Here is a 25,285-nt window from a genome sequence, read left to right on the forward strand (position 1 = left end):
TTCTACCTGCCGCCGGAAGACAAACTGTTCGTCAACGAACTGGTGAAAAACTTCCCCAGCGTCAGCATCATCGAACTGGACAAAATCCTCGAACGCATCCGCGAAACCATCGGCCAGGTCGCCATCGCCATCGAATCAGTCCTCGGCCTCATGCTCGTCGCCGGCGTCCTGGTGCTGATCGCCGGCGTGCGCGCCAGTATCGCCGAGCGTTTGCAAGAAGCCGCCGTAATCCGCACACTTGGCGGCCGCCGGCAACTGCTGATCCGCAGCCTGATGATCGAATTCGGCCTGCTCGGCATCGCCGCCGGCCTGCTGGCCGCCGCCGGTACCGAGGCCACGCTGGCAGTACTGTCACAGCGGGTGTTTGAACTGCCGTTCAACTTCCACCCGGGACTGTGGCTGCTCGGGCCGCTGGTCGGGGCGTTGCTGGTAGGTACTGCGGGTACACTGGCGTGCCGCAGTGCCGTTAGTCAGCCACCGTTGAAGGTATTGCGCGAGCTGGCCTGACTCCACTTCGTAGCGCTGGATTCCGGCCTGCGCCGGAATGGCGAGAATCAGACTGCTTACGAAGTAAATTTCTCAAATGCGAAGGCCGGGTACCGGGGATGCATTTTCAGAAGCGTCGACGACAGGGATGTCGTCGACGCAGCGTACAGGGACGTATTCACAGCGGTTCTGAAAATGCATACCCGGTGCCCGGTCGCCACCCCACCCGCTTAAGAAGATTTCCCACTGAGTCATGATGGATCTAGAGTTCGACAAAAATCATATCTGGCACCCCTACTCCTCCCTGATCAATCCCCCTCCGGTCTATCCGATTGCACGCGCAGAAGGCGTTAGGATTTATCTGGAAGACGGCCGCGGACTGATCGACGGCATGAGTTCCTGGTGGAGCACCCTGCACGGCTACAAGGTTCCCGAACTAAACGCCGCCATGCAGGCACAGATGGGAAAAATGAGCCACGTCATGTTCGGCGGTCTCACCCATGAACCCGCCATCGAACTGTGCAAGAAACTCGTCGCCCTCACCCCGACACCACTGCAGAAAGTCTTCCTCGCCGACTCCGGCTCCGTATCCGTCGAAGTCGCGATAAAAATGGCCCTGCAATACTGGCAATCCCAGGGCAAGGCCGGGAAAAACCGCCTGCTCGCCCTGCGCAACGGCTACCACGGCGACACCTTCGGTGCCATGGCCACCTGCGACCCGGTCACCGGCATGCACCACCTGTTCGCCAGCCAGCTCACCCAGCACCTGTTCGCACCGGCCCCCAGACCTAAATTCGACGAACCCTGCAGCGACGAAGACATCGCCGAACTGCAACAGATCATCGAACAAAACCACCAGAAACTCGCCGCCGTCATCCTCGAACCCATCGTCCAGGGCGCCGGCGGCATGCGCTTCTATTCCCCGGAGTATCTGCGCAAAGTGCGCGAGCTTTGCGACCGGTACGACCTGTTGCTGATCGCCGACGAAATCGCCACCGGCTTCGGCCGCAGCGGAAAAATGTTCGCCTGCGAGCACGCCGGTATATCTCCCGACATCCTCACCCTCGGCAAAGCCCTCACCGGCGGCACCATGACCCTGGCCGCCACCCTGTGCACCGACAGGGTCGCCAACGGCATCTGCAGTGGTGAGGCCGGCGTGTTCATGCACGGGCCAACATTCATGGGCAACCCCATGGCCTGCGCCGTGGCCAATGCCAGTATCGAATTGCTGATTGCCCGCGACTGGCACACCCAGGTGGGCAGCATACAGTCACAGATGGAACGGGAACTGGCACCACTGAAGGACGCCAGCGGCGTGGCCGACGTGCGGGTACTCGGCGCCATCGGCGTGGTGGAAATGAAACAACCGGTCGATAACCGGACATTGCAGGAGAGCCTGATCGAGCGCGGTGTCTGGCTGCGGCCATTTGGCAAACTGGTGTACGCCATGCCGCCGTATATTATTTCAAACGAAGACCTGAGCTGTTTAACCGGGGCCATGGTCGAGACGCTTTCCGCACTCTGAGTCCCCATACTGAAACCCCGGCAGCCATCCCGCTACCGGGGCATCTTTATATTCATCGACGAGAAGTATATTCATCGATGCGAAGTCGCCCGCTTCAGAACTTCATCACCCTGCCATCCGCCGGAACCAGAACCCGCTTTTGCAGAGACTTTTCCGCCACGAATTTTCTGAGCTCCTTCCGGCTGAGCGCCGCATGGTTCACCGTATCCATATGAACGGCGACAACGGTGGCCTGTGGTGCATGTTCAAGTGCCCGCAGCGTGTCCTGCTTACCCATGATGATCGAGTCTTCAAAGCCATTCACGCGGGCATCCCCGGTATTCAGCACCACCACGTCCGGGCGATACCGGGAAAACGCATCCTGCACCTCGTCGCGCCAGATAGTGTCTCCCACAAAATATACCGTCTTGTAATTTTTCGCCCGCAACACAAACCCCATGGCCTCACCAAGTACTTTGGCGAGCGGCGCTACCGCATACATGGCATCGGTTCCGTGCTGACCGCCGGTCTTGCTCAGGGTAATGCCATTGAACTCGGAGTTCTCCCCCAGCACGCGGACATCCTTAAAGCCCTGGGAGCGAACCAGCGCAGCATCCGCCGCATTCTGGACAAACAGCGGGATCGCTTTCGGCAGCTTCGCCTGTGCGACGTCGTCCCAGTGATCCAGATGGGTATGGGTAACGATTACAGCATCCACATGCGCCATTACTTCACTTGCCGGCATAGGCAAGTCGATCAACGGATTGCGTAGCTCACTGCGATAGGTTCCCTCAAACCCCGGATACGCCCCTTTTCCGGCCAGCATCGGATCAACCAGGAACGTCGTATCCCCGTAGGTGACTTTGGCAGTGGCATTGCGGATATGTTGAATCTGTACTCGCGCGACTTCCGCATCTGTAACGGTCGCGGGTTCGGCCCGGACCGGCGCAACGCCCACGATGGTTGATACGGCCAGGCTAAACAGGCCAGCGATAACATTGATCTTCATAACGTGACTCCATAGTTCAAACGAGATCAACGCCATTATTGATCAAGTCCTTCCGCCAGAATGCTGACCTAAATGCCATATATCGAAAAGATTGGGCCAACCTGTTACACTGCCCGCGCCCGCAGAGAGGAGCATCAGCATGTCCATTCCCACCGTAGCGCTTGTTCTCTACCCGCATTTCAGCCTCTTCCACGTATCGATTCCCCATGTGGTATTCACCGCGACGCCACATGATCAGCAGATCTTCGATCTGAAAGTGGTCTCCACTGATGGCCAGGAACAACAGGCAGACAAATCGCTGACCATGCAGCCAGATGGTGGTCTGGAGATTCTGGACACGGCGGATATTGTGGTAGTGCCCGGATGGCACGATTTGGCTGAACCGCCGGCGCCAGCGCTGGCAGCTGCGTTACGCCAAGCACACGCGCGAGGCGCAACCGTGGTGGGGCTCTGTTATGGCGCCTATGCCCTGGCTTACGCGGGCTTGCTGGATGGAAAAGAAGCGGCGACGCACTGGATGGCGGAACAGGATTTCTGTCAGCGTTTCCCGGCGGTAAAACTCAATACCAATGCCCTGTATGTCGACAAAGACCGGGTCATCACCTCGGCGGGTACCGGCGCCGGGCTCGACTGCTGCCTGCATATCGTGCGCGCACACTACGGAACCCGAATAGCCAATAGCGTCGCGCGCATCCTGATCATCCCGCCGCACCGGGAGGGAGGCCAGGCGCAGTTTATCGAACAGCCAATCGCCAGTTCTACGCAGGACGCCGAGATCAATCGTTTGCTTGACCACTTGCGTGCAAATTTGGCGCAACCGCATCAAATCAATGACTTGGCCGCACGCTCTCATATGAGCCGCCGCACCTTCACACGGCACTTTCACAAAGCGACCGGCATGGCGTTCGGAAAATGGCTGGTGAATGAACGGCTGCAGCGCAGTCTTGAACTGCTGGAAACCACTCCCCTTTCCGTAGAGCAAATTGCCGAAGCAGTGGGGTTCCAGACAGCCACATCATTCAGACAGCACTTTCGCCAGCGCTTTCAGGTTAGCCCGAGCGTCTGGCGAAAGACTTTTAGTGAATTTGGCGATGACAAACTGGCGCAGCCATAGCAGAGAAAGACAGCTCAGCCCGCGGGCTGGATAAAGCGGAAGTCCTTCACATCGATAAAGTTTTCCGCGTTCACCAGCGCCGCATCGTCGGTGCGCACAAACAATCCGACCTTGGCGCCCACCCAGCGTCCGCGACGGGACTGGAACAGCTCACCGAGGGCGCGGAAACGGCCATTTTCCTTCTGGTAGCTGAGCACCGTCTGCCCGCCCTGGCCTACGGTCATACGCAAGGTCAGTTCGCCGGCCTTGACCCGGGTGTGGGGTTCGAAGTGCTCGGTACAGTCCTTGCGCACATCGCGACAGCTTACCTCGCCGATCTCCACCTCGCCGGTGCCGGGCAGGTTGCGGAAACCGATCCAGGCGTAGTCTTCGCCGAACATCAGCAGGCCGCCCTCTGCTTGCCCCAGGGTTTCCGGGATTTCCAGGGTGGTCTGCACGATAAATTCCGGCGCCGGCAGTTTCTGCAACAACAGTGAGGGCTGCATCCACAGGTTGTCACCATCCGGGTCGATATTCTGCTGCGCGAACAGGCGCAGATAGCCCTCGCGCGCGTCCAGGCTGTACCAGTCTTCGTCGTAATTGGCATTCCACTGCCACTGCAGTGCCAGCTCGTCAGCGGAAAAATCGTCGGCGAACGGCAGGGTTTTCACCGGGCTCGGCTTGCTCACCTCGGGTTTGCGGTAGCGGGTCACCGGGTTGCCCACACCATCACCATCCTTGTCCACGCCGATCACCGGCCAGCCGTCTTTCCACGCCATTGGCTGCAGATGCACGATACGGCCGTAGGGTCCGCGCGCCTGGAAGTGGATGAACCAGTCTTCCCCGGCAGGCGTGTGCACCCAGGCACCCTGGTGCGGACCGTTAGTGATACTGTCTCCCTGCTCCATCACGATGCGGTCTTCATAGGGGCCGTAAATGTTCTTGGAGCGGAACACAGACTGCCAGCCCACGGGCACGCCGCCGGCCGGGGCGAACACGTAATAATATTCGCCGCGCTTGTAAAACTTGGGCCCTTCCAGGGTACGGTAACCCTCCAGCTCGTGGCCGTTGATGATGACTTCGCCCTCGGCCGCCACTTCGGTGCCATCGGCGGACATCTTGTGCAGCGTCAGGATATTGTTTTTGCCCGAACGACTTTTTGCCCAGCCGTGCAGGAGATAGGCCTGGCCGTCATCGTCCCACATCGGGGTGGGGTCGATGATGCCCTTGCCCGGCAGAATCAGTTTCGGCTCGCTCCACCCCTGCTTGGGGTCGGCGGTGTTGGTCATGTAGATGCCGTGATCCGGGTCCGGGAAAAAGATCCAGATCTTGTCGTCGTGATAGCGGATATTCGGTGCCCAGATGCCGTTGCCATGCTGGGGCTTGGCAAACCTGTCCGCGGGGACATTCTTGTCCACCACATAGTCAATCAGTTCCCAGTTCACCAGGTCGGTGGAGTGCAGCAGCGGCAGGCCCGGGGAGGCGTTGAAGCTGGACGCGGTCATGTAGAAATCATCGCCCACCGCGACCACATCCGGGTCGGAATAATCCGCGTAGAGGATCGGGTTCTGATACAGGCCGTCGCCGAGGTCCGCCTGCCACAATGCCGTGGCAGCCTGTGCTTGCAGTACCTCCGCCACATCGGCTTCACTCTGTGCCACCGGTTTTTCACAACCCCAGAGCAGTGTTGCCAGGACGCAGGCCACCAGGCCGAGAGGTTTTTCGGGTAGTTTCATCATCCGTTTCACTCCAGTTTTTATGCTTTTATGCGTACTTATTTTTCCAGCTCGAGGCTCGCCAGGATAAATGGCCCCACCCCCTTGGGATCATTGTCGCGCACCGGCTCACTGATGTAATACTCGTAGGAACCGTCGCGGTATGGGTCACCGCCAAGGCCGGCCACCGCGCAGTTCTTTTCCAGGTGCACGGAGCGATCATCGGCGTCCACACGAATCAGGTTTTCCAGCAGGCCGTTATAGCTCTGTTCCGCAAGGTCCCGGTAGCGGTCTGGCAGGTAGCCGCGATTGGCTCCCCGGGCCATGGCGTATACAAACATCACGCTGCCGGTAGCCTCGAGATAATTCCCTGTGCGGCCGCCCTGGTCCGTCACCTGGTACCAGAGCCCGGTTTTGTCATCGCGGAATTTGAGCGTCGCGTCCAGCACCTGCTGCAGATAACCCGCCAGCACCTGACGGCCGCTGTGGTCTTGCGGGAAGTACTCGATGGCATCCACCAGCGCCATCACATACCAGCCGATGGAGCGGGACCAGAAATTGGGGGAAACCCCGGTTTCCGGATCCGCCCATTTCTGCTCGCGGCTCTCGTCCCAGGCGTGATACGGCAGTCCGGTCTGCGGGTCGATATGGTGCTGCATCACCAGGTCGAACTGGCGCTGCACATCGTCGAACGCAGATGCATCCGCGCCAGTCGCATTCAGGTACTGGGCGTAGAAAGGCGCGCCCATATACAGGCCGTCCAGCCACATCTGGTGCGGGTAGCGCCGCTTGTGCCAGAAGCCCCCGTCACTGGTGCGGGGCTGGCCTTCCAGCTGGGTTTTCAGGGTCTGCAGCGCCTTGTGGTAACGGGGCCTGGGGCTGTACTGCTGCAGGAACAGCAGCATCCGCCCCGGAGTCAGGTGGTCGATGTTGTAATTGCCGAGCTTGTAGGTGGCGATATTGCCCTCGGCATCGATCAGGGTGTCGGCGTAGTCGCGGATATAATCCGCGTAGCGCCGGTCACCGGTTTTCTCGTAGAGGCGCTGATAGGCAGTCATCATCAGGCCGTGGGTGTAGTTCCACTTGGGAGTCTTGCGGAAGTCGATCTGCCAGGGCTCCGGATTGCGCTGCATGTCCGAGTGCGCCATGCGCAGCGCCCAGCTCTCAGGCTCCGCAGGCGCTTCACTTACCTGCGCCTTGGCTGCAGCCGTTGCCGCTGATGCGGCAAACAGACTCGCAAACAGCGCCACCAGGCCGGCGGCAAGCCTATAAATGAAAACGTTTACATTCATCATCGTACCCATCCGCCATTATCATTTTCTGCGGTTCAGTTTGGGGAGCAGCGGCCGACCGATCACATCCGTGGCCGTGAGGCCCTTCTCACAGCTGTCAGGCCGAAAAGGGCAATTGGCCGGCCATGATAACGTTGGTCTTACCAAAATCTCAACAGGCAAAATTGTGCGCCATACCAATAGGAACAACGCTCGCCGGAGTGGAGCTGGAAAAGGGGAGCCGCCGGGATAAACCCCGGCGGTGTAGGGGAAAAATCAGTACTTAACGCTGCAACCATAGGCGCGGGAGGAAGCGGTGCCCACTGCCTTGCCCGCCAGCGACGCATCCAGGGCGGCGGCGACAAAGTTGTTGGAATCCGGAATCACCGCCGGATTGGCGGAATCGTTGTCATCGATGGCGCCGGCATAGACCACCACCCCTTCCGGGTTGATGATGAACATATGCGGCGTGGTCTTGGCGCCGTACGCGCGCCCCATGCTGCCGTCCGCATCCAGCAGGAAAGGCGCGCTGGCATTGAGGTTGTGACTCTCCGCCACGTCCAGCGCCTGTGCCGGCTCCAGGTAACCCTGCTTGCCCTTGGCGGAAGAAATCACCGTCAGCCAGTTGATGTCTTTGTCGGTGTACTTTTTCTGCAGCGCCTGCATATTGCCGCTGCCGTAGTGTTTGCGCACATAGGGGCAATCCTTGTTGAACCACTCCAGCACCAGCCACTGTCCCGCATAATCTTCCAGGCTGCGTGTTTCGCCGGCGGCATCCACTTCAGTGAACGCCGGCGCCTTTTCCCCTGGCACCGCTACCGCCAGCGCCCACATCGGCAGCGCTAACAGCACCGAGCCGCCAAGCCATTTTCGGATCGAACGTTTACCACTCTTACCTTGTGTCATCACGATTGCACATCCTCTCTGGTTGAAGAATTTCACTTACCGGCCGCAAACAACGCTTCGATCATGTCCGCCTGCAATATCTGCGGCAACAGTACTGGTGTGCGCTCCCCCGGTGCGTACCATGCGTAAACCGGTACCGAGTTGCGCCCCAGTTCTGCCAGTGCGCGGGTAATTTCCGGGTCCTGATCGGTCCAGTCCGCCCGCACCAGATACACATCGTGCGCGCGGAACAGGGCCTCGACGCCCTCGGATTCCAGCACCAGTTTCTTGTTCACCTGACAGGTGATACACCAGGCGGCGGTATAATCGATAAACACCCCCTGCCCCCGCGCCAGTGCCTGGCCGATGGCGTTGCGGTCATAGGGCCGCCAGCCCGCTGCGGACTGCGCCGCCGCACCCTGCGCGCCTTGGCCGCTGCCGCTGCCGCTGCCGCTGGCCTGCAGCCTGTGCGCCGCACCGAAACTGGCAACCAGTGCCGCCAGCACCAGCCCCCAGGCGATCCAGCGGCTGCCGCGGAACCCGTGGCGCCCGAGCCAGAATGCAAACACCACCGCCAGCATCAGCAGTGTGCCGATCAGCCAGCCACTCTCGCCCACAAGGCGCCCCAGCACCCACAGCAACCAGATCACCGTGGCGTACAGCGGGAACGCGAGCAACTGCCGCAGCGTTTCCATCCACTGCCCCGGCGCCGGCAGGCGGTTGAGCAGCGCCGGGAAAGCGCACAGCAATACAAACGGCAGTGCCAGACCCACCCCGAGACCGAGGAAGATCGCCATGGCGCCGTAGGCCGGCAGCAGCGTTGCCGCACCGAGGGCCGCGCCCATAAACGGACCGGTACAGGGGGCGGCGACAAACACCGCCAGCACCCCGGTGGCAAAGGCGCCGCCGCGGCTGCGGCCGGCGAGATTCATCAGGTGGTGGCCAAATTCGTACAGGCCGCTGAAAGACAGCGCCATTACCCAGAACAGCAGGATCAGCCCCAGCACCACCGGTGCCGACTGCAACTGGAACCCCCAGCCAATGGCGGCGCCACCGGCGCGCAATATCAACAACAGCGCGCCCAGTGCGGCAAAGGTTACCAGCACGCCGGCGGCGTAGCGCAGGCCTTCCTGCAGGCGACCGGAGGCCTCTCCCTGCGGTCCTACCAGCCCCAGCAGTTTGATCGACAATACCGGGAACACGCAGGGCATCAGGTTGAGGATGGCACCGCCGGCAATGGCGGCAAGCAGCAATAGCCACAGGGGCTGGCCGCTGCCGCTGGCAAGCGGTTCGCTCGCGGCTGCAGCCTGTATCTCCAGCTCGTCCAGTTGCCACGCGCTGCTGCCATCGCTGATCACAAACCCGGTGGAGGGTGGCACTACCGCACCGGGAACCCGCTGGAAGGTGTAGCGAACAACATCTCCTGTTTTCTCAACCTGCGGCGCCTTGGCGGTCAGAAACCCACCGTCGAGGGGAAACACTTCAGGGGGTGAAAACTCCGCCTCTGCGTCGCCGGTGTCGATTACCAGCTGCAGCGAATCCCCCTCTGGCGCGGCACTGACACCCGCCACACGCCAGGACATGGAAGAGCTGTCTTGCACTGCCAGCGGTTGCGGCACCCGCGCGGCAAACCGGTCCCGCAGGGCCCGCTCCCCGGGCGACCATTGCACCGCATCGGCCACCGGGCGCGACAGGCTCATACTGCCGTAGCCGGGGATACAATCCACCTTGCACACCAGCCACTCCAGGTTCACCACGATTTCCATGCGCGACGCGTCGGGAGTTACCGGGAACAGGTAAACCACGTTGCCTTCGTACCCCAGGTTGGTGAGGTGTTCGATGGGCAGGCGCACCGGAAGTGGCCACTGGATATCTCCCACCTCGCCACTGGCGGCGACAAAATCGAATCGGGGGGCGGCGCCGGAATCGCCTGCATTGCGCCAGTACACATGCCAACCGGGATCCACTTCAAAGTAAAAACCGATGGTTTCCCGCCCCGACTCAAACTGTTCCGGCGCCAGCCAGCGCACCTGAACGTGATCGCCCTGCGCGGTTTCCTGTGCGGCAACAGCGCCGCTGCCGCAGGTCAGTGCCCACAGAAAAACCGCAACAACAATTCCAATCAAAGATTTATGTGACAACCGTCAACCTGCCCTGCAGCAATTATTAAAATACCGGTAACGTTTTTATACTCTTCCGGTATTCAAATGGATTGCCGGCACCACCGCAAGGCAGATACGCTGAAACGCGCAATGGAAACGGGAGCAGGTGAAATGCCCCCACCTTCTCAATTCCCCTTGACGCCTTTTTCGATGCGATCGCCGATATCCTTGTCCACATTGCGCCAGTATTCGAACGCACGCTTGAGGACTGCATCCGATACGCCGGCGGACAGATGCCCCACCACGTTGGACACCAGTCGCTCGCGCTCTTCATCGCCCATCACTTCCCGCACCAGGGTGCCGGCCTGCACAAAGTCGTCGTCTTCCTTGTGCGGCGTATAGGCGGCGTGCGTGAACTCGCCGCTGGCTTCCCATTTTTCCGTATAGGTGTGGTTGGCGGTGGGGCCGCCCTTGGTATTCGGCGCATACACCGGGTCGGAGACATTGTCGACGCGCAGCGCGCCGTCCTTGCTGTAACTGTGTACCGGGCACTTGGGGCGGTTTACCGGGATCTGCTTGTAGTTCACCCCCATGCGCGCGCGGTGGGCATCCGCGTAGGAAAATACCCGCCCCTGCAGCATCTTGTCCGGACTGAGGCCAATGCCCGGCACCAGGTTGTTGGGCTCGAAGGCCGCCTGTTCGATCTCGGTGTGGAAGTCGGTGGGATTGCGGTCCAGCACCAGCTTGCCCACCTCGTGCAGCGGATAGTCGCCATGGGGCCAAACCTTGGTCAGATCGAAGGGGTTGAAGCGATAATCCTGCGCCTCCGCGTAGGGCATGATCTGCACGTTCAGGGTCCAGCTGGGGTGGTCGCCCCGGGCGATGGACTCGAACAGGTCGCGACGGTGGGCGTCGGAATCCTGCCCGGCAATTCGGTCCGCCTCTTCCTGGGTCAGGCTCTCGACACCCTGATCGCTCTTGAAGTGGTACTTCACCCAGAAGCGCTCGCCGCTGGCGTTTACCCACATATAGGTGTGGCTGGAGTAGCCGTTCATATGCCGGTAGGTCTTGGGAATACCCCGGTCCCCCATCAGCCAGGTCACCTGATGCGCGGACTCCGGCGACAGGGTCCAGAAATCCCACTGCATATCGTGGTCGCGCAAGCCGGAATCCGCGCGGCGCTTCTGCGAGCGGATAAAGTGCTGGAACTTCATCGGGTCGCGAATAAAAAACACCGGGGTATTGTTGCCCACCAGATCGTAGTTGCCCTCGCTGGTGTAGAACTTGAGCGCAAAGCCGCGGGGGTCGCGCCAGGTATCCGGACTGCCCTTCTCCCCGGCGACGGTGGAAAAGCGGATCAGGGTGTCGGTTTTTGTGCCCGGCTGGAATACCGCCGCCTTGGTATAGGCGCTGATATCCCTGGTCACCTCAAAGTGGCCGAAGGCACCGGAGCCCTTGGCATGGGGCTGGCGCTCGGGAATATGCTCGCGGTTGAAGTTGGCCATCTGCTCGATCAGGTAGTGATCCTGCAGGATGATGGGGCCATCGGGGCCGACCGTCAGGGAGTATTCGTCGCTGGCGACCGGGATCCCGGCATCGGTGGTAGTGCGGTTGTCCTTGCTCACGCGGGCTTCTCCTCGGAGTTTGACCATTGCTCCAAATCAGAGAAAACCATAGTGCAGATTGGTCTGCCGTGGATGAAATCCCCCGCCATCCACTGGTAAAATGCCCGGCTTTCGACCGGTGCGCCCTGCCCCTGCACCGGGCACATTCCACGAGAGCCCCGATGACCGACACCGCTGCATCCACTCCAACAAGCCCGCAACCGATCCGCCTGACCCAGTACAGTCACGGTGCCGGCTGCGGCTGCAAGATATCCCCGGCGGTGTTGGACAAGATCCTGGCGGACAGCGGCTCGCCCCTGGTTGACCCCAACCTGTGGGTGGGCAATGCGTCCCGCGATGACGCTGCGGTCTACGCCCTCGACGACGCGCGCGGCGTGGTCTCCACCACCGACTTCTTTATGCCGATCGTGGACGATCCCTACGATTTCGGCCGTATCGCCGCCACCAATGCCATCAGCGATATCTACGCCATGGGCGCCGACCCGCTGATGGCCATCGCCATTCTCGGCTGGCCGGTGAATGTACTGGCGCCGGAAGTGGCGCGGGAAGTGATTCGCGGCGGCCGCGCCGTGTGTGCCGAGGCCGGCATTCCCCTGGCCGGCGGCCACTCCATCGACGCCCCGGAGCCCATCTTCGGCCTGGCGGTCACCGGCGTGGTGGAAAAAGACCTACTGAAGCGCAACGACACCGCCACCGCCGGCTGCCGTCTGTACCTGAGCAAACCCCTCGGCATCGGCGTGCTTACCACCGCGGAAAAACAGGGCAAGTTGCGCGCAGAAGACGCCGGTGTCGCGCGCGACCTGATGTGCACCCTCAACCGCCCCGGCAGCCGCTTTGCCCGCCTGCCCGCGGTGAGGGCCATGACCGACGTTACCGGCTTCGGCCTGCTGGGCCACCTGGTGGAAATGGCGGACGGCAGTGGCCTGCACGCGCGGATTGATTTTGATGCCGTACCGCGCATTGATGGCGTCGACCACTACCTGGCACAGGGCTGTGTCCCCGGCGGTACCGGGCGCAACTTCGAGAGCTACGGACACCGCGTCCAGCTCGGGAATGACACCCACATGTCGCTGCTCGCCGACCCGCAGACCAGCGGCGGCCTGCTGGTAGCGGTCGAACCCGATGGCGAGGCAGAATTTCTCGCCGCCGCCGCGGAATTCGGCCTCGAGCTGGCCCCCATCGGGGAACTGGAAAACCAAAAGGCCGGCGGCCCCGCGGTGACCGTGGCATGAGTAAGCAGGCACCGACACAGCAACACCGGCCCGACACCGACAACTACCGGGAAATATTCCTGCGGGACCTGCCGCTGATCGATACCCGCGCGCCGGTGGAGTTCAACAAGGGCTCCTTCCCCAACGCCATAAACCTGCCGTTGATGACGGATATCGAGCGCCAGAAGGTGGGCACCTGCTACAAGCAGAAAGGCCAGCAGGCCGCCATCGCCCTTGGCCACGAGCTGGTGAGCGGCCAGGTAAAGCAGGCGCGGATCGATGCCTGGGCGAAATTTGCCGGGGCCCACCCGGACGGCTACCTGTTCTGTTTTCGCGGTGGGCTGCGCTCCCAGATCAGCCAGCAGTGGCTCACCGAGGCGGGCGTGGACTACCCCCGCATTAGCGGCGGTTACAAGGCGATGCGCACCTTTCTGATCGAGGAAATCGAAACCGCCGTGCGGGATTGCCAGTTCACCCTGGTCGGCGGCATGACCGGCACCGGCAAAACCGAAGTGCTGATGCAACTGGACAATGCCGTCGACCTGGAGGGCCACGCCAACCACCGCGGCTCCAGTTTCGGCAAGCGGGCCACCCCACAACCGCCGCAGATCGCGTTTGAAAATGCCCTGGCGATCGATTTCCTCAAACGTCGCGCCGCCGGGCAGGATCACTTTGTACTGGAAGACGAGAGCCGGCTGATCGGCCGCTGTTCCGTGCCGCTGCCCCTACACCAGGGCATGGCCACCTATCCACTGGTATGGCTGGACGACACCCTCGAGGGCCGTGTCGAGCGGATCCTGAAGGATTACGTCATCGACCTCTGCGCCGAGTTTGTTTTGGAGCATGGCACGGAAGAAGGACCGCAGGTATTCGCCGGCGCACTGCGCCAGAACCTGGCCAATATTACCAAGCGCCTGGGTGGCGCGCGCTATCAGCAGCTGGATGCGATCATGCAGGAGGCGCTGCAGCGGCAACTGGCCGACGGCACCGTCGACCGCCACCGGGACTGGATTAGCGCGCTGCTGCGGGATTACTACGATCCCATGTACAAACACCAGCTGGACAAGAAAGCCGGGCGCATCGTATTCCGCGGCAACCAGCAGGAAGTGGTGGCCTACCTGCGCGAACGGGCCCGCCAAAACTAATTGCGGTTGCCGACAAAAAGTCGGCAACCAACCCACACAATCCGTTAACCGTTTTTTCCACTATTGAACTGGAGAACTCGCATGCTCAAATACGCAAAGGCGCTTGCCGCCCTGTGTCTGCTGCCATTTGTTTTTCTGACCAGTGTTATCGCCGTTGCCGATAACCCTGGCGCTTCCGCCAAATCTACCCCCAAAGTACTGCGGGTTTCCGCCATCCCCGACGAGGCACCCACCGAACTATTGCGCAAGTTCAAGCCCCTGGGCCAATACCTGGAACGGCAGCTGGGGATGCCGGTGCAGTTTATCCCGGTGACCGATTACGCCGCGGTGGTGGAAGGCCTGGCGGCGGAGCGCGTGGACCTGGCGTGGCTCGGCGGCTTTACCTTCGTGCAGGCGCGCCTGAAAACCGGCAATGCGATTCCGCTGGTGCAGCGGGAACAGGACCGCCGCTTCACCAGCAAATTCATCACCGCCGACCCGAGTGTAAAATCCCTGCGGGATCTCGAGGGCAAGCGCTTTGTGTTTGGCTCCATTTCCTCCACCTCCGGCAGCCTGATGCCGCGCTACTTTATGGCCAAGGAGGGCATCAAACCGGAAACCTTCTTCAGCCGGGTTGCCTACTCCGGGGCTCACGATGCCACCGCTGCCTGGGTGCAGGCGGGCAAGGCGGACGCCGGAGTGCTGAATGCCTCGGTGTGGGACAAGCTGGTGGCCGCCGGCAGGGTGGACACCGACAAGGTACGCGTGCTCGCCACCACCCCGCCCTACTTCGACTACAACTGGACCGCGCGCGGCGACCTGGACCCGGCACTGCTGACAAAAATCCAGCAGGCATTCCTTTCGCTGGATCCGGCAAACCCGGCACACAAGGCGATCCTCGACCTGCAGGCGGCAGAGCGCTTTATTGAAACCTCGCCGGAAAACTACCGCTCCATCGAGGACGCCGCACGCTCCGTGGGCCTGCTGAAGTGAGCATCGCCCTGCGCCGTGTACAGGTAACGCACAGCGCTGCTTGCGCGTCACCGGTACAGGCCCTCGCTGAAATCAACCTGGAAATCGCCGGCGGCGAGCGGGTGGCGATTATCGGACCTTCCGGTGCCGGCAAAAGCACCCTGCTGCGCCTGCTCGCCACTGCGCAGCGCCCGGACAGCGGCACCGTGGAGCTCCTGCAACAGCAGCCGTGGGCGCTGGGCGGCGGCTCACTGCAGAAGCTGCGTGCGCGTATCGGCCTGATCCAGCAGGCCCCGCCACTGCCGCCCCGCCAGCGTGTGGTTACCGCGGTCGCGGCCGGGCGCGCGGGACAGTGGTCCCGGTGCAAAAGCCTGCTCAACCTGATCTATCCGCTGGATGTTGCCGGTATCCACCTGGTGCTGGGTCGGCTGGACCTGGCGGATAAAATTTTTGATCGCTGCGACCAGCTATCCGGCGGTCAACTGCAGCGCGCGGCCATCGCCCGCACCCTGTACCAGCAACCGGAACTGATCCTCGCCGACGAACCGGTCTCGGCGATGGACCCGGTGCTGGCAGAACACACCCTGGCATTGCTGAATCGCGAGGCGCAGCAGCGCAGCGCCACCCTGGTGGTAAGCCTGCACAACCTGGAACTGGCCCTGCGGCACTTTCCGCGGGTGATCGGACTGCGCCGAGGCCGCATCCTGTTCGACAGGGCCGCCGCCGAAATTGGCGAGGGGGAGCTGGAACTGCTGTACGCCAACGAACAGTTGTTGGCCCCGCAGCAGTCGCCACTGCCGCAGCCGCCAGCCAACCGCTGCTGCTGAGCGGGGCGATTGCCGATGCCGCCAAACACTTCGCACGACATGTCTTCCACAAACGCGCAAACGGCACAGTTCCGCCAGCGCGACCCGGCGGCAGCGCCGCGCCTGCTGCTCGCGCTGACGTTCCTCCTGCTGTTGTGGCCCGGTCTGCACTACAGTGAGCTGGACCTCAGCGTGCTGTTCGACAGCGACAGTAGCAGCGCCATGGGCGCCCTGCTCGGGAACGCCTGGCCACCGGCACACGACCAGGCCTTTCTGGAACTGCTGTGGCACTCGACGCTGGAAACCCTGGCCATTGCCATCGCCGGGATCGCCCTGGCCCTGCCCGTGGCATTGCTGGCCGCACTCCTGGCCACCCGCGCCCTGTCCCGTGCCGCCCTGCACCAAAACGGCAGCCCGGCGCTCGCCGGACGCCTGCTGCGCTGGCCCCTGCGAGCGCTGTTGATTCTGTTGCGCAGCGTGCCGGAGATCGTGTGGGCACTGCTGCTGGTGCGCGCCGTGGGCCTCGGTCCCAGCGCCGGTGTGCTGGCCATCGCCATCAGCTACAGCGGCATGCTCGGGAAGGTATTTATGGAGATTTTCGAGTCCGTGGACCAGCGCCCGGCACGGGCACTGGTGGGAGCCGGCGCGCCGCGACTGATGGCGTTCCTGTACGGGATACTGCCCAATGCCGCGGCGGAAATGCTGTCTTACACCGTGTACCGCTGGGAGTGCGCGCTGCGCGCCTCGGTGGTCATGGGCTTTGTCGGCGCCGGCGGGCTCGGGCAACAACTGGAACTGTCCCTGCGCATGTTTGCCGGCGATGAAGTGCTGACGATTCTGCTGGTGTTCCTGCTGCTGGTACTGCTGGCAGACCAGCTCAGCAGGCTGCTGCGAAAGCGGCTGGTATGAAACGGGTGCCGCAAACACCAAGGCCTCCACTGCGCGCTGCCGGCATCCTGATACTGCTGGCGCTGATGGTTGCGGTAGTGGCCGCGATCCGTTTTCTTGCCCTCGATTTTTCGGGAGTTATGGAACCCGTCAGTCTCCAGCAGATGCGGGAATATTTTGTCCAGTTCCTGCAACCGGACCTGACCGCCTCGCACCTGCAGGCCATTGGTAACGCCGCCCTGGAAACCCTCGGCATGTCCGCCATCGGCACACTGCTGGCGGCCGTCTTCGGTGTGTGCCTGTCACTGCCTGCAGCGGGCTATTTCGGCCGGGTTGCGCAACACTGCGCGCGCGGGCTACTCAATATTCTGCGCGCAATTCCCGAACTGGTATGGGCCGCGCTGATGGTACTGGCCGCCGGACTCGGTCCCAATGCCGGCACCCTGGCCTTGGCCCTGCACACCACCGGTGTGCTCGGCCGGCTGTTTGCCGAAACACTGGAAAATACTCCCACAGGGCCAGCGGATGCCTTGCGCGGCTCCGGTGGTTCGCGGATCACTGCGTTCTGTTACGGCACCCTGCCAACACTCTGGCCACAATGGCTGGCCTATACGCTTTACCGCTGGGAAAACAATATCCGCATGTCCAGCGTGCTCGGCTTTGTCGGTGCCGGCGGCCTCGGGCAGATGCTGTATATCCACCTGAGCCTGTTCCAGCAGGCGCAGGCAGCCAGCGTCATTCTCACCATGCTGCTGCTGGTCTTCGCGGTAGACAGCCTCAGCCTGTGGCTGCGGCAGCGCTATTTAGCCCGGTGACCAGCTATCCAGCCGACCCTGCACAGCTTTCGCTCCTTCCCCCTTTTTTCCACGTTCCGCCGAATCCCTGAATAGAGTACGTGACCATTGGTCGCGGCCATTAATTGGGCAAAAAGTTCATTTTTTTCACAAAAGTTAAAACCGTCTACCAAAAAATCCGACCCACGTCACACGATGTGACAAACCGTGACAAAACACACCTCAGGGTGCTGATCGCGCAACCGTCAAATTCAGTACACCTCTGCAACCACTGCTTTTTGAGCCACCCCACGGAAAGGAAAAATAAATGGTGAGCAGGTTCAACTGTCATTGGTGGGATTTAACAGAAGAGACAAAGGTAAGATTTATGAAGCGCTTTTACCGAGTGAGCAAAATTGCCGCGGCAATCCTCACGCTTTCAGGGGGCCTTTCCGCAACCCCGGCCTTTTCCCAGGTCGACACCCTGAGTGAGCAGCCGTCTGCAGGTGAACTGACCTTCACCCTGATTACCGGTGACAAGGTCACCGCAGTGGTCAAGGCAGATGGAGAACTGGCAGGCGTCCGCCTGGTTGGCGAAGACGGCAACGAAGTCGTCACCAGCATTTACCAGTACGGCAATGAGATCTATGTGGTGCCGCCGAAAGCGCAAAAGCTGGTTGATGCCAAAGCCATCGATATGGAGCTGTTCAACATCAACAAGCTCTACCAGGGCGGGTACGACGACAAGTCTACCGATAAGCTGCCGGTAATCGTCGAATATGTCGACGGCACCCTGGCCGGCGCGGCAACTCCGCAGGCACTTGCCGGCATGTCTCTGACCGGTGAAATCGAAATCATCGACAGCGCCGCCTTCGGCATTGAAAAAGCGCAGGCCGCAGAACTCTGGTCGAAGCTGACCACTGACAGCAGCGTCGAAGGCGTCTGGCTGGACGCGATGGTACACGCCCACGAAGTCTCCGCTTCTGCAGCCCTTACCCCGACCGTGCCGCTGACCGGCGCCCACGGCGAATTTGCCGCAAACTTTGACGGCGACGGCGTGACCGTCGCGGTACTGGATACCGGTTACGACGTCGAGCACCTGGACCTGGCCGGCCAGGTCATTGCTTCCAAAGATTTTACCTATTCCCGCAACGGTGTTGACGACCTGAACGGCCACGGCACCCACACCGCATCCACCGTTGCCGGTACCGGCGAAATTTCCGGTGGACTCTGGGCCGGTATGGCACCGGGCGCCGACCTGGTGATCGGCAAGGTCCTCGGCAACACCGGTGGCGGTTCCACTTACGGCATTCTGAACGGCATGCTGTGGGCCGTTGACCAGGGAGCCGACATCGTCAGCATGTCCCTGGGTGGCAGTGCGACTTCCTGTGACGGCCCGATGGTGGACATGGTGGAAGCGCTGAGCGATAAAGCCCTGTTCGTAATTTCCGCCGGCAACAGTTTCACCCGTGAAACCGTGGGCTCTCCGGGCTGTGCGCCGAGCGCGCTGACCGTGGCGGCGATCGATCGCGACAACGAGACTGCAGTATTCTCTTCCCGCGGTCCGTCTCCCGACGGCCACTCTCCCAAACCGGACATCGCCTCCCAGGGCGTTGACGTGGTGGCCGCCGCCTCCGGTGGATCCGGCGATACCGGCTACACCGCCCTGTCCGGTACTTCCATGTCGGCTCCGCACGTCTCCGGCGGCGCCGCCATCCTGAAGCAGGCGCGCCCGGAACTCAGCCCGCGCGAACTGAAGAAAGTTCTGACTTCCTCCGTTACCCCGAATGACTCCCATGTACTGGAGCAGGGCGCGGGACCGATGGACGTCAACGAGGCCATCGTTCAGGCCGTAGTCGGCGCCCCCAACATCGAGCTGGGCTTTTTCGGTGCCGGCCAGGAGTACGAGTTCACCGAAACCTCGGTAACCCTGGAAAACCTGTCTGCCGAAGACAAGACCTTCAAACTGAAATTGGACCTGATCGGTGAAGACGGCTCCACCCAGGTGCCCGCGACCCTCGCCGGCCTGGGTATCAAGTCCATCACCGTACCGGCACACGGCAGCGCCGAAGTTCCGCTGTGGATTGACCCGCTGGTTGGCCTGAACAGTGGCGCCTATGGCGCAATCACCGGCCGCATCGAAGGCACCACTACCGGCAACAACGACGAGCGCATAACCGTGTCGGTCTCTTTCTGGATCGACCAGCCCAGTGTGGAACTGAATTTCAGCGTCACCGACCACCGCGGTAAGCCCGCGACCTCACCGTCCAAAATCTACCTGATGAACGACGAAGACGACTGGGGCCGCTACGTGAGCGTCAACAATGGCGAGGCCAGCGTTACCGTACCGGAAGGCGAGTACAGCATTGTCGCCAACATCATGACCTACGATAACGACAGCGCCTACGGCGGCCTGGTGGAGTCTGCGGCACAGATGGCGGTTCTGCGCCGCAAGGTCGCAAGTGACTCTCATATCGAGTTTGATGCCCGCAATGCTGAAAAAGTGGAGTTCAAGGCCGACCAGCCCCTGGCACCCCAGGGCTATTCCTTCGGCTTTACCTATGCACTGGACGACGCCAAGTTCGCCAAGCTTGCCGCAATCGAGCTGGCCCCGGACTACGTCAATAACTTCTACGCCTGGTCTCAGGGCCATGACGATCGTTTCCGCTCCTTTGTCACTACCCGTGCACTGGCTCCGGAAACCGTAATGACCATGGAAAATGGCGAGGTCCTCGAATACGTCAACCAGGGCGAGGCTCTGTCCTTCCATGGCGAAGGCAGCGCTGAAATCGTGCCTGTTGGCGACGCTGGCTACAGCACAGACTGGTCTCAGTTTGACCTCGAAGGCAAGGTCGCGCTGATCTCCAACCCCTACTACCTGACCTCCTACATGGTCGGCAACGCCATGCAGCAGGGCGCCATTGGCGTGATCGCCTATCGCCCGGGTACCCACGGACGCTACAAGGGCCTGATTTCAGGTACCCCGCGGATCCCGGTGGTTGCGCTGAGCGCCGACCAGGGTGCGCGCCTGCACGCCGAGGTAGAAGCCGGTAACAACCTGGTCAGCTGGTCCGGTATCGCAGCGGAGCGCAGCCCCTACGCCTACTCCATCAACCACATTACCGATGGTCATATCGACGGCGGTCTGGTGCGTATTCACGACGAGCAGATGTACAAAATCACTGCCAAGTACCACACGCAAAATGATGGACATCCGGCGTGGACCGATATGATGGCGATGACCAACAGCACCGGAGAGTTTTACTCCACCGGTAGCCCCCAGATGGTCATGACTCCGGTCGAGCGAGACGAGTTCTACACCGCCACCAGCAAAAATGCCTGGACCAACATCGTGATGCCTAGCTCTCGCCTGAACAGCAATGGTGGCTACTTCGATGGTCCGCGGTTGATGACGCCGGGCGCGGGTGAGCAAACCTCCTGGTTCAAAGGCCCCCGCGGCGGCACCCTGCTGTCCAACGGATCTGCAATCGCCTATCGCAACACCAATGTGGTGCAGTTCAGCATTCCCGTATTCGGTGATGCGAACGGCCACGATGGTACCGGTGGCTACAACACCGTCGGCGCGTACGGTATCACCGTAAATGGCCAGAGCCAGTACCTCGACAGCGGAATGCTCACCGTGGGCAACGGCTCCGATGAGATTAAACTGGAAATTCGCTCCTACCCCCGCGGTGTAGGCGAACGCTCACCGATTAAAGACGAACTGGGTTCTTTCTACCAGGGCATCTATACCTTCACCACCAACGCCAGCCAGCAGGGCGCACAGCCTGTACTGGTTCCCGTCCTCGACACCCCGGTTGCGATCGACAATACCGCACCCGCTGGTGAACCGATGGCAATCAAACTGGCCGGCCTGATGGATGGTATTGGCGAGGTGGACCTGGCTTCCGTATCCCTGCAATACGGCTACGGTCAGGAGTGCGCACTGGAGAACGTATCCGCGTACATCTACTGCCCCGTGAACGACAAATTCTCCGCGAACGACTGGGTTGATGCTGAAATCAAACAGATCGAAGGCGAGTGGGTTGCAATTGTGCCGAACGCCGCAGCGGCTGGGGAATTTGTTCACCTGCGTGTAGAAATGTCCAGCAACTCTGGCAGCCACACCGAACAGACCACCATGCGTGTCTACAAACTGAAATAATTAAAAAAGTTGGAAGTCCCTTGATACCGCTGGTGTGAAAGCACCAGCGGTTTTTTTGTGGGCTATGAAATCTGTCGCCAGACATTCAGTCAAGCAAGCCGAACATCGCCGAGCACACCTGAAAAGCTATCGCCTGCTGACCTCGGCCTCGCTATGACAGACAAAACCATCAGGTTTACCTGTAAAACAGGCGCAGCTACGAGACTCACGTCTCCATGTGCGAACATATGTAGGTTTTATTCCATGCCGGGTACCAGCACGGACACCCAGCACCTCACTCCTCCTGCATGTCTGCGGCCGCCTGCAATGATGCCCTGCGACCATCTTGCGCCATGAATAATGTTCCGAAAGCCTCTTCCAGGGTCGCCGCGCCGGATTCGTCAATCAACTCAAGCATTTCATCAGAATCTGATATGGATTCCTGCGTACAACTAAAACTTCTTTTCAGCGTTGAGTGGCGAGAAAAGGCCTCCCCAATCAACCTTCCCGTTGACACCTCGTAGACATACAGGGTTGCCAATGTATTCAGTGCATTATTTCGAGCATAGTAACCACCGGTAGAGTTATATCTGTGCTCGCCATCCAGAATTACAATGCTTGACACATCACTGGCTATTGCCGGGAAACCCTCAAATTTAATGTTGCTCCAATCCCGGGCCCCAATATCATCATCAATAAAACTTATGACGTCTCTTGATAGAGGTGTTACATCCATCCCTCTCGAGTTAAGTTTCTCGGAAATCCTGGAAGAAAGGTTCTGATTAAAATCTGCGCCAAGCTCATAAGTATTACTTTTATTATTGAAAACAGTGAGTCCTACAAATGAGCAATACAGGTTGTCGCCCAAAGTGGAAACAACCGCGACCCGGTCAAGAAGATTGTGATCATTATCAGCAATCGGCTTGCCACTTTGCATGGAACATCCCGTTAACGCCAGGGCTACCAAAATCAATCTATACATACCCTATTCCTTTTAGGCCATAACGTCTTACTAATCAGCAGACAAAATTACGATGCTTCACCGCTCCACTGCTGTCCAGCCAATGTCAGTTTGGGGGAAGGGTGAAGCGAGCGCTTCAGTTCAGGATCCCAACCACGTCCATATAGTAATCGGTGTAGGTGTTGTAAGTTCCCCGCAGCCACAGGATTGCACTGTGCTCATCTCCAGATGCGAACAACGGTCTTATGTTGTGGCGTGCCGGGTCGTTGCTGAGCTGCTGCCATTGTATGGTATCGGTGCTATCTGCAGCGCTGACGTGCGCACGGAATACCTGGTGCTTGCCACCGAGCGCTTCTCCGGTAGAGGGATTCACGTCCGCGGAAATCACCACGCGCCCGGGGTCTTCCGGATCCAGCGAGACCAGGCCGGTATAGCTGGCTTCACGCTCGTAAAGGCAATTTCCCGGTCATGCCATTCCTTGCCATCCCATGAAGCAAGCCGGTAACGCTGGTCGGTATTACTCAAGTAAAGCGTATAGGCAATATGCGGATGTCCCTGGTCGTCGAAAGCGATATCGCTGGTCCAGGCACTATTGTTCGCGCTCAGGTCCAGGTGACGAAAGGCACCGCCACCGCCCTGAAAGATTTTCTCGGCTTCAGAGGGCTTGAGGGGGCCGTCGTCTTCCAGGTTCTTGATAAAGGTGCCGTCCGCCCGGTAAAAGCTGCCGTTCCTGAATTCGGCGTAGTAGATGCTGTTGCCAAAATCCCTGGGATGGGCATCGGTAAACGAGACGCCCACGGTGTCCGCACCATTGCCGGCATAACGCGCATAGGGACGCTGGACCCCCGCCACCTCGTTCTGGATAAAGTGCCTGGCTTCGCCCCACGTATTGCCGTCGTCACCGGAGGTGACAAAGGTCGGGTTCCACTGGATTCCGCGGTAAAAGTTATACAGGGTATCTTCATCACCGAGGCGGAATAGATTCATATACGTGGCCGGATCACCGGCCTCGATGGTTTTCTCTTCCCCCCAGGACAGGTAATCCTCACTGTCCGAAATCCGAGTGTAATGCTTGTTCTCGATACTATGGCGGGCATAAACCGTGAGCAGGCTGCCATCCCGGCGGGGATAGAAAACCGGTGCATTGTGGTCGTCTTTATCAAAGCCTTGATGGAGCACGCTCCGACCCAGGCGGATTTTCCGCTTCAGGTCGTATACACCGACCACGGCCTCGCCACCACCATTACCGGCAACGCCTCCGATAACCAGCTTGCCATCGTGCACGATCGCCCGCGGGTCCTGGAACCAGCACCAGCCGCCGTTGTGCATAAAGGTTTCCACCTTTACCGGGGAAGCCCGGGGAGCAACTGCGATATCCTGCTCTGCCTGCAGCATTTTGTAGAGCTCACTGCCGGCGGCGAGGAAGGCGCCCACACCGTAGACCTCGGTATAGTCCGGGAAAGAATCTCCCGGTGCCGCGCCCACCGGCTGTACATAGCCCAGCAGCCCTTCGTCGGTCACGGACTCGGCCAGCGCCTGCCAGGCGCGCATGACCGTAGGCTCGTAGGTCTCGCGATCCAGAATCCCCTGGTTGATACCCCAGGCCAAACCAAAAGTGTAAAAGGCCGTACCGCTGGTCTCCTTGATGGGATAGCCCTCGACGCCACCCAGCAGTCCCATAGACCAGGTGCCATCTTCACGCTGGATCGAGCGCAGCCGTTTCGCCATTTTCTTGTACAGGTCCAGGTAGAAATCCCGATGCTCCCAGGTCGCCGGGAGATCGGGAATCATCAGTGCCAGTCCACCAAACACCCAGCCGTTGCCGCGCGCCCAGAAAATATCTTCGCCATTCTTTTCACTCTTGGTGAAGTAGCTGGAGTCCCGCCAGAACAGGTGGTCTTTTTCGCTCCACAACAGGTCGTAGGTAGCGCGATACTCCCGATCCATGAACTCGAGATACTTCTGGTCGCCGGTCACTTTTGCCAGGCGGGCCCAGACTGGCGGTGCCATAAACAGCGCATCGCACCATCCCCAGCGGTCGTGGGCGTGGGTGTTTTCCGCTTCCCAGTCCAGAGTGCCGGTTTTCGGGTTTTGCAGAATCCAGTCGAATTGCTCCCGCACCGGGTTCAGCATTGCCGGATCATTGAAGTCTTCATAGAAGGAAAGATAGAACTGTCCGACGGTGTGATCATCGGCATGATAGGGGCGCTGATGCAGCTTCCAGTGATTGCGCTCGCCGATGTCACGCAGCCATTCCGTGTATTTCGGGTCGTCTGCGATCTTTCGCCACTGGTTCATACCCGCATAGAGCGCGCCGTGATGCCACTCCAGGTCGTGGTACTGTTCCCGGTTCATCCAGTCCGGTGGAACGGTAGGCAACGCGCGATACTTGCCTTCTTCGTCGAAGGTCTCAATCTGCCAGTCAGCAACCTTTTTGGTCAGCGCCTTGACGGAGTCGGGAGTAATGGGGGCATCAGCTTTTGCGGGGGTCCCGGTATCAGAGCCACAGCCCCACAACAGCACAACGACGCTTGCGATCAGAAATCGCGCGATATTATTCATAGTCTTTCTCTCGGCCGCTTACCTTTCCCACCCAGAAGCCGCCCGTGACTGGGCGATGTAAAGTTGTGACCTGAATCGGAAAGGCGTTCTTAAAATTATTTGTATTATTATACTACTCATCCTTTTCCCACGGGTAAAGCGGGTTGACCTCTCA

The 25,285-nt window shown here is 60.3% G+C and carries 19 protein-coding genes; 10 read left to right on the forward strand and 9 right to left on the reverse strand.

The window, feature by feature from the left end; genetic code table 11:
* Together QZ511_RS08500 and bioA are read left to right on the forward strand one after the other, a co-directional pair.
* Positions 1–507, forward strand: a 507-nt coding sequence (locus tag QZ511_RS08500; protein WP_366935636.1) for an FtsX-like permease family protein, incomplete at its 5' end; no start/stop codon positions are given.
* A 232-nt stretch (positions 508–739) separates the two neighbouring features.
* A complete protein-coding gene (gene bioA, locus QZ511_RS08505) occupies positions 740–2,011 on the forward strand; it encodes an adenosylmethionine--8-amino-7-oxononanoate transaminase (protein ID WP_295801637.1) in 1,272 nt (423 codons plus the stop codon).
* Positions 2,012–2,105: 94 nt separating this feature from the next.
* On the opposite strand, the gene QZ511_RS08510 is transcribed toward bioA, so the two are convergent.
* Positions 2,106–2,999, reverse strand: coding sequence for an MBL fold metallo-hydrolase (locus QZ511_RS08510; RefSeq protein ID WP_295801639.1), 894 nt, complete (start codon positions 2,997–2,999; stop codon positions 2,106–2,108).
* Between the two features lie 139 nt (positions 3,000–3,138).
* Here QZ511_RS08510 and QZ511_RS08515 point away from each other — a divergent pair, with 139 nt between their 5' ends.
* Positions 3,139–4,113, forward strand: a complete 975-nt coding sequence (locus QZ511_RS08515; RefSeq protein ID WP_295801641.1) for a helix-turn-helix domain-containing protein — start codon at positions 3,139–3,141, stop codon at positions 4,111–4,113.
* Between the two features lie 14 nt (positions 4,114–4,127).
* Here the strand turns inward: QZ511_RS08515 and QZ511_RS08520 are convergent, their stop codons facing one another.
* The 5 genes from QZ511_RS08520 to QZ511_RS08540 form a co-directional block, all read right to left on the reverse strand.
* Positions 4,128–5,831: a glycoside hydrolase 43 family protein gene (locus QZ511_RS08520; RefSeq protein ID WP_295801642.1), complete on the reverse strand. Its 1,704-nt coding sequence runs from the start codon at positions 5,829–5,831 to the stop codon at positions 4,128–4,130.
* A 35-nt stretch (positions 5,832–5,866) separates the two neighbouring features.
* The gene (locus QZ511_RS08525) at positions 5,867–7,102 is read right to left on the reverse strand and encodes a glycoside hydrolase family 88 protein (protein ID WP_295801643.1); all 1,236 of its coding nucleotides are present in this window, start codon (positions 7,100–7,102) and stop codon (positions 5,867–5,869) included.
* Between the two features lie 252 nt (positions 7,103–7,354).
* The gene (locus QZ511_RS08530) at positions 7,355–7,984 is read right to left on the reverse strand and encodes a thioredoxin family protein (RefSeq protein ID WP_295801677.1); all 630 of its coding nucleotides are present in this window, start codon (positions 7,982–7,984) and stop codon (positions 7,355–7,357) included.
* Positions 7,985–8,016: 32 nt separating this feature from the next.
* Complete coding sequence (locus QZ511_RS08535; protein WP_295801645.1) at positions 8,017–10,089, reverse strand: protein-disulfide reductase DsbD domain-containing protein; 2,073 nt, start codon at positions 10,087–10,089, stop codon at positions 8,017–8,019.
* 161 nt (positions 10,090–10,250) lie between these two features.
* Positions 10,251–11,690, reverse strand: coding sequence for a catalase (locus tag QZ511_RS08540; protein ID WP_295801646.1), 1,440 nt, complete (start codon positions 11,688–11,690; stop codon positions 10,251–10,253).
* A gap of 161 nt (positions 11,691–11,851) precedes the next feature.
* Between QZ511_RS08540 and selD the strand changes: the two genes are divergently transcribed.
* The 7 genes from selD (at position 11,852) to QZ511_RS08575 (ending at position 21,629) form a co-directional block, all read left to right on the forward strand.
* Positions 11,852–12,922, forward strand: a complete 1,071-nt coding sequence (gene selD / locus QZ511_RS08545; protein WP_295801648.1) for a selenide, water dikinase SelD — start codon at positions 11,852–11,854, stop codon at positions 12,920–12,922.
* On the forward strand, positions 12,919–14,046 hold the full coding sequence (mnmH, locus tag QZ511_RS08550) for a tRNA 2-selenouridine(34) synthase MnmH (protein WP_295801650.1): 1,128 nt from the start codon (positions 12,919–12,921) through the stop codon (positions 14,044–14,046). The genes selD and mnmH overlap by 4 nt, the downstream gene beginning before the upstream one ends.
* Positions 14,047–14,127: 81 nt before the next feature.
* Positions 14,128–15,018 carry a putative selenate ABC transporter substrate-binding protein gene (locus tag QZ511_RS08555; protein WP_295801654.1) on the forward strand — a complete coding sequence of 297 codons (891 nt, stop codon included), beginning with the start codon at positions 14,128–14,130 and terminating at the stop codon, positions 15,016–15,018.
* Positions 15,015–15,824 (forward strand): ATP-binding cassette domain-containing protein, encoded by an 810-nt coding sequence (locus QZ511_RS08560; RefSeq protein WP_295801655.1) that lies wholly within the window; start codon positions 15,015–15,017, stop codon positions 15,822–15,824. The genes QZ511_RS08555 and QZ511_RS08560 overlap by 4 nt, the downstream gene beginning before the upstream one ends.
* Positions 15,825–15,863: 39 nt before the next feature.
* Positions 15,864–16,712, forward strand: a complete 849-nt coding sequence (locus QZ511_RS08565) for an ABC transporter permease (protein ID WP_295801657.1) — start codon at positions 15,864–15,866, stop codon at positions 16,710–16,712.
* Complete coding sequence (gene phnE, locus QZ511_RS08570; protein WP_295801658.1) at positions 16,709–17,506, forward strand: phosphonate ABC transporter, permease protein PhnE; 798 nt, start codon at positions 16,709–16,711, stop codon at positions 17,504–17,506. The genes QZ511_RS08565 and phnE overlap by 4 nt, the downstream gene beginning before the upstream one ends.
* Positions 17,507–17,852: 346 nt before the next feature.
* On the forward strand, positions 17,853–21,629 hold the full coding sequence (locus QZ511_RS08575; protein ID WP_295801660.1) for a S8 family serine peptidase: 3,777 nt from the start codon (positions 17,853–17,855) through the stop codon (positions 21,627–21,629).
* A gap of 274 nt (positions 21,630–21,903) precedes the next feature.
* On the opposite strand, the gene QZ511_RS08580 is transcribed toward QZ511_RS08575, so the two are convergent.
* From QZ511_RS08580 to QZ511_RS08590, 3 genes are all read right to left on the reverse strand, one after another.
* Complete coding sequence (locus tag QZ511_RS08580; RefSeq protein WP_295801662.1) at positions 21,904–22,590, reverse strand: hypothetical protein; 687 nt, start codon at positions 22,588–22,590, stop codon at positions 21,904–21,906.
* Positions 22,591–22,705: 115 nt separating this feature from the next.
* Positions 22,706–22,960, reverse strand: a complete 255-nt coding sequence (locus QZ511_RS08585) for a hypothetical protein (RefSeq protein WP_295801663.1) — start codon at positions 22,958–22,960, stop codon at positions 22,706–22,708.
* On the reverse strand, positions 22,954–25,131 hold the full coding sequence (locus tag QZ511_RS08590; protein ID WP_295801665.1) for a glycoside hydrolase family 88 protein: 2,178 nt from the start codon (positions 25,129–25,131) through the stop codon (positions 22,954–22,956). The genes QZ511_RS08585 and QZ511_RS08590 overlap by 7 nt, the downstream gene beginning before the upstream one ends.
* Between the last annotated feature and the right edge of the window lie 154 nt (positions 25,132–25,285).

The sequence above is a fragment of the uncultured Microbulbifer sp. genome (assembly GCF_913055755.1).
GTDB lineage: Bacteria > Pseudomonadota > Gammaproteobacteria > Pseudomonadales > Cellvibrionaceae > Microbulbifer.

Coding starts and splice junctions, on each gene's coding strand:
- bioA (WP_295801637.1), top strand. CDS start 740: ATGATGGATCTAGAGTTCGACAAAAATCATATCTGGCACCCCTACTCC.
- QZ511_RS08510 (WP_295801639.1), bottom strand. CDS start 2,999: ATGAAGATCAATGTTATCGCTGGCCTGTTTAGCCTGGCCGTATCAACC.
- QZ511_RS08515 (WP_295801641.1), top strand. CDS start 3,139: ATGTCCATTCCCACCGTAGCGCTTGTTCTCTACCCGCATTTCAGCCTC.
- QZ511_RS08520 (WP_295801642.1), bottom strand. CDS start 5,831: ATGATGAAACTACCCGAAAAACCTCTCGGCCTGGTGGCCTGCGTCCTG.
- QZ511_RS08525 (WP_295801643.1), bottom strand. CDS start 7,102: ATGATGAATGTAAACGTTTTCATTTATAGGCTTGCCGCCGGCCTGGTG.
- QZ511_RS08530 (WP_295801677.1), bottom strand. CDS start 7,984: ATGACACAAGGTAAGAGTGGTAAACGTTCGATCCGAAAATGGCTTGGC.
- selD (WP_295801648.1), top strand. CDS start 11,852: ATGACCGACACCGCTGCATCCACTCCAACAAGCCCGCAACCGATCCGC.
- mnmH (WP_295801650.1), top strand. CDS start 12,919: ATGAGTAAGCAGGCACCGACACAGCAACACCGGCCCGACACCGACAAC.
- QZ511_RS08555 (WP_295801654.1), top strand. CDS start 14,128: ATGCTCAAATACGCAAAGGCGCTTGCCGCCCTGTGTCTGCTGCCATTT.
- QZ511_RS08565 (WP_295801657.1), top strand. CDS start 15,864: ATGTCTTCCACAAACGCGCAAACGGCACAGTTCCGCCAGCGCGACCCG.
- phnE (WP_295801658.1), top strand. CDS start 16,709: ATGAAACGGGTGCCGCAAACACCAAGGCCTCCACTGCGCGCTGCCGGC.
- QZ511_RS08575 (WP_295801660.1), top strand. CDS start 17,853: ATGAAGCGCTTTTACCGAGTGAGCAAAATTGCCGCGGCAATCCTCACG.
- QZ511_RS08580 (WP_295801662.1), bottom strand. CDS start 22,590: ATGTATAGATTGATTTTGGTAGCCCTGGCGTTAACGGGATGTTCCATG.
- QZ511_RS08590 (WP_295801665.1), bottom strand. CDS start 25,131: ATGAATAATATCGCGCGATTTCTGATCGCAAGCGTCGTTGTGCTGTTG.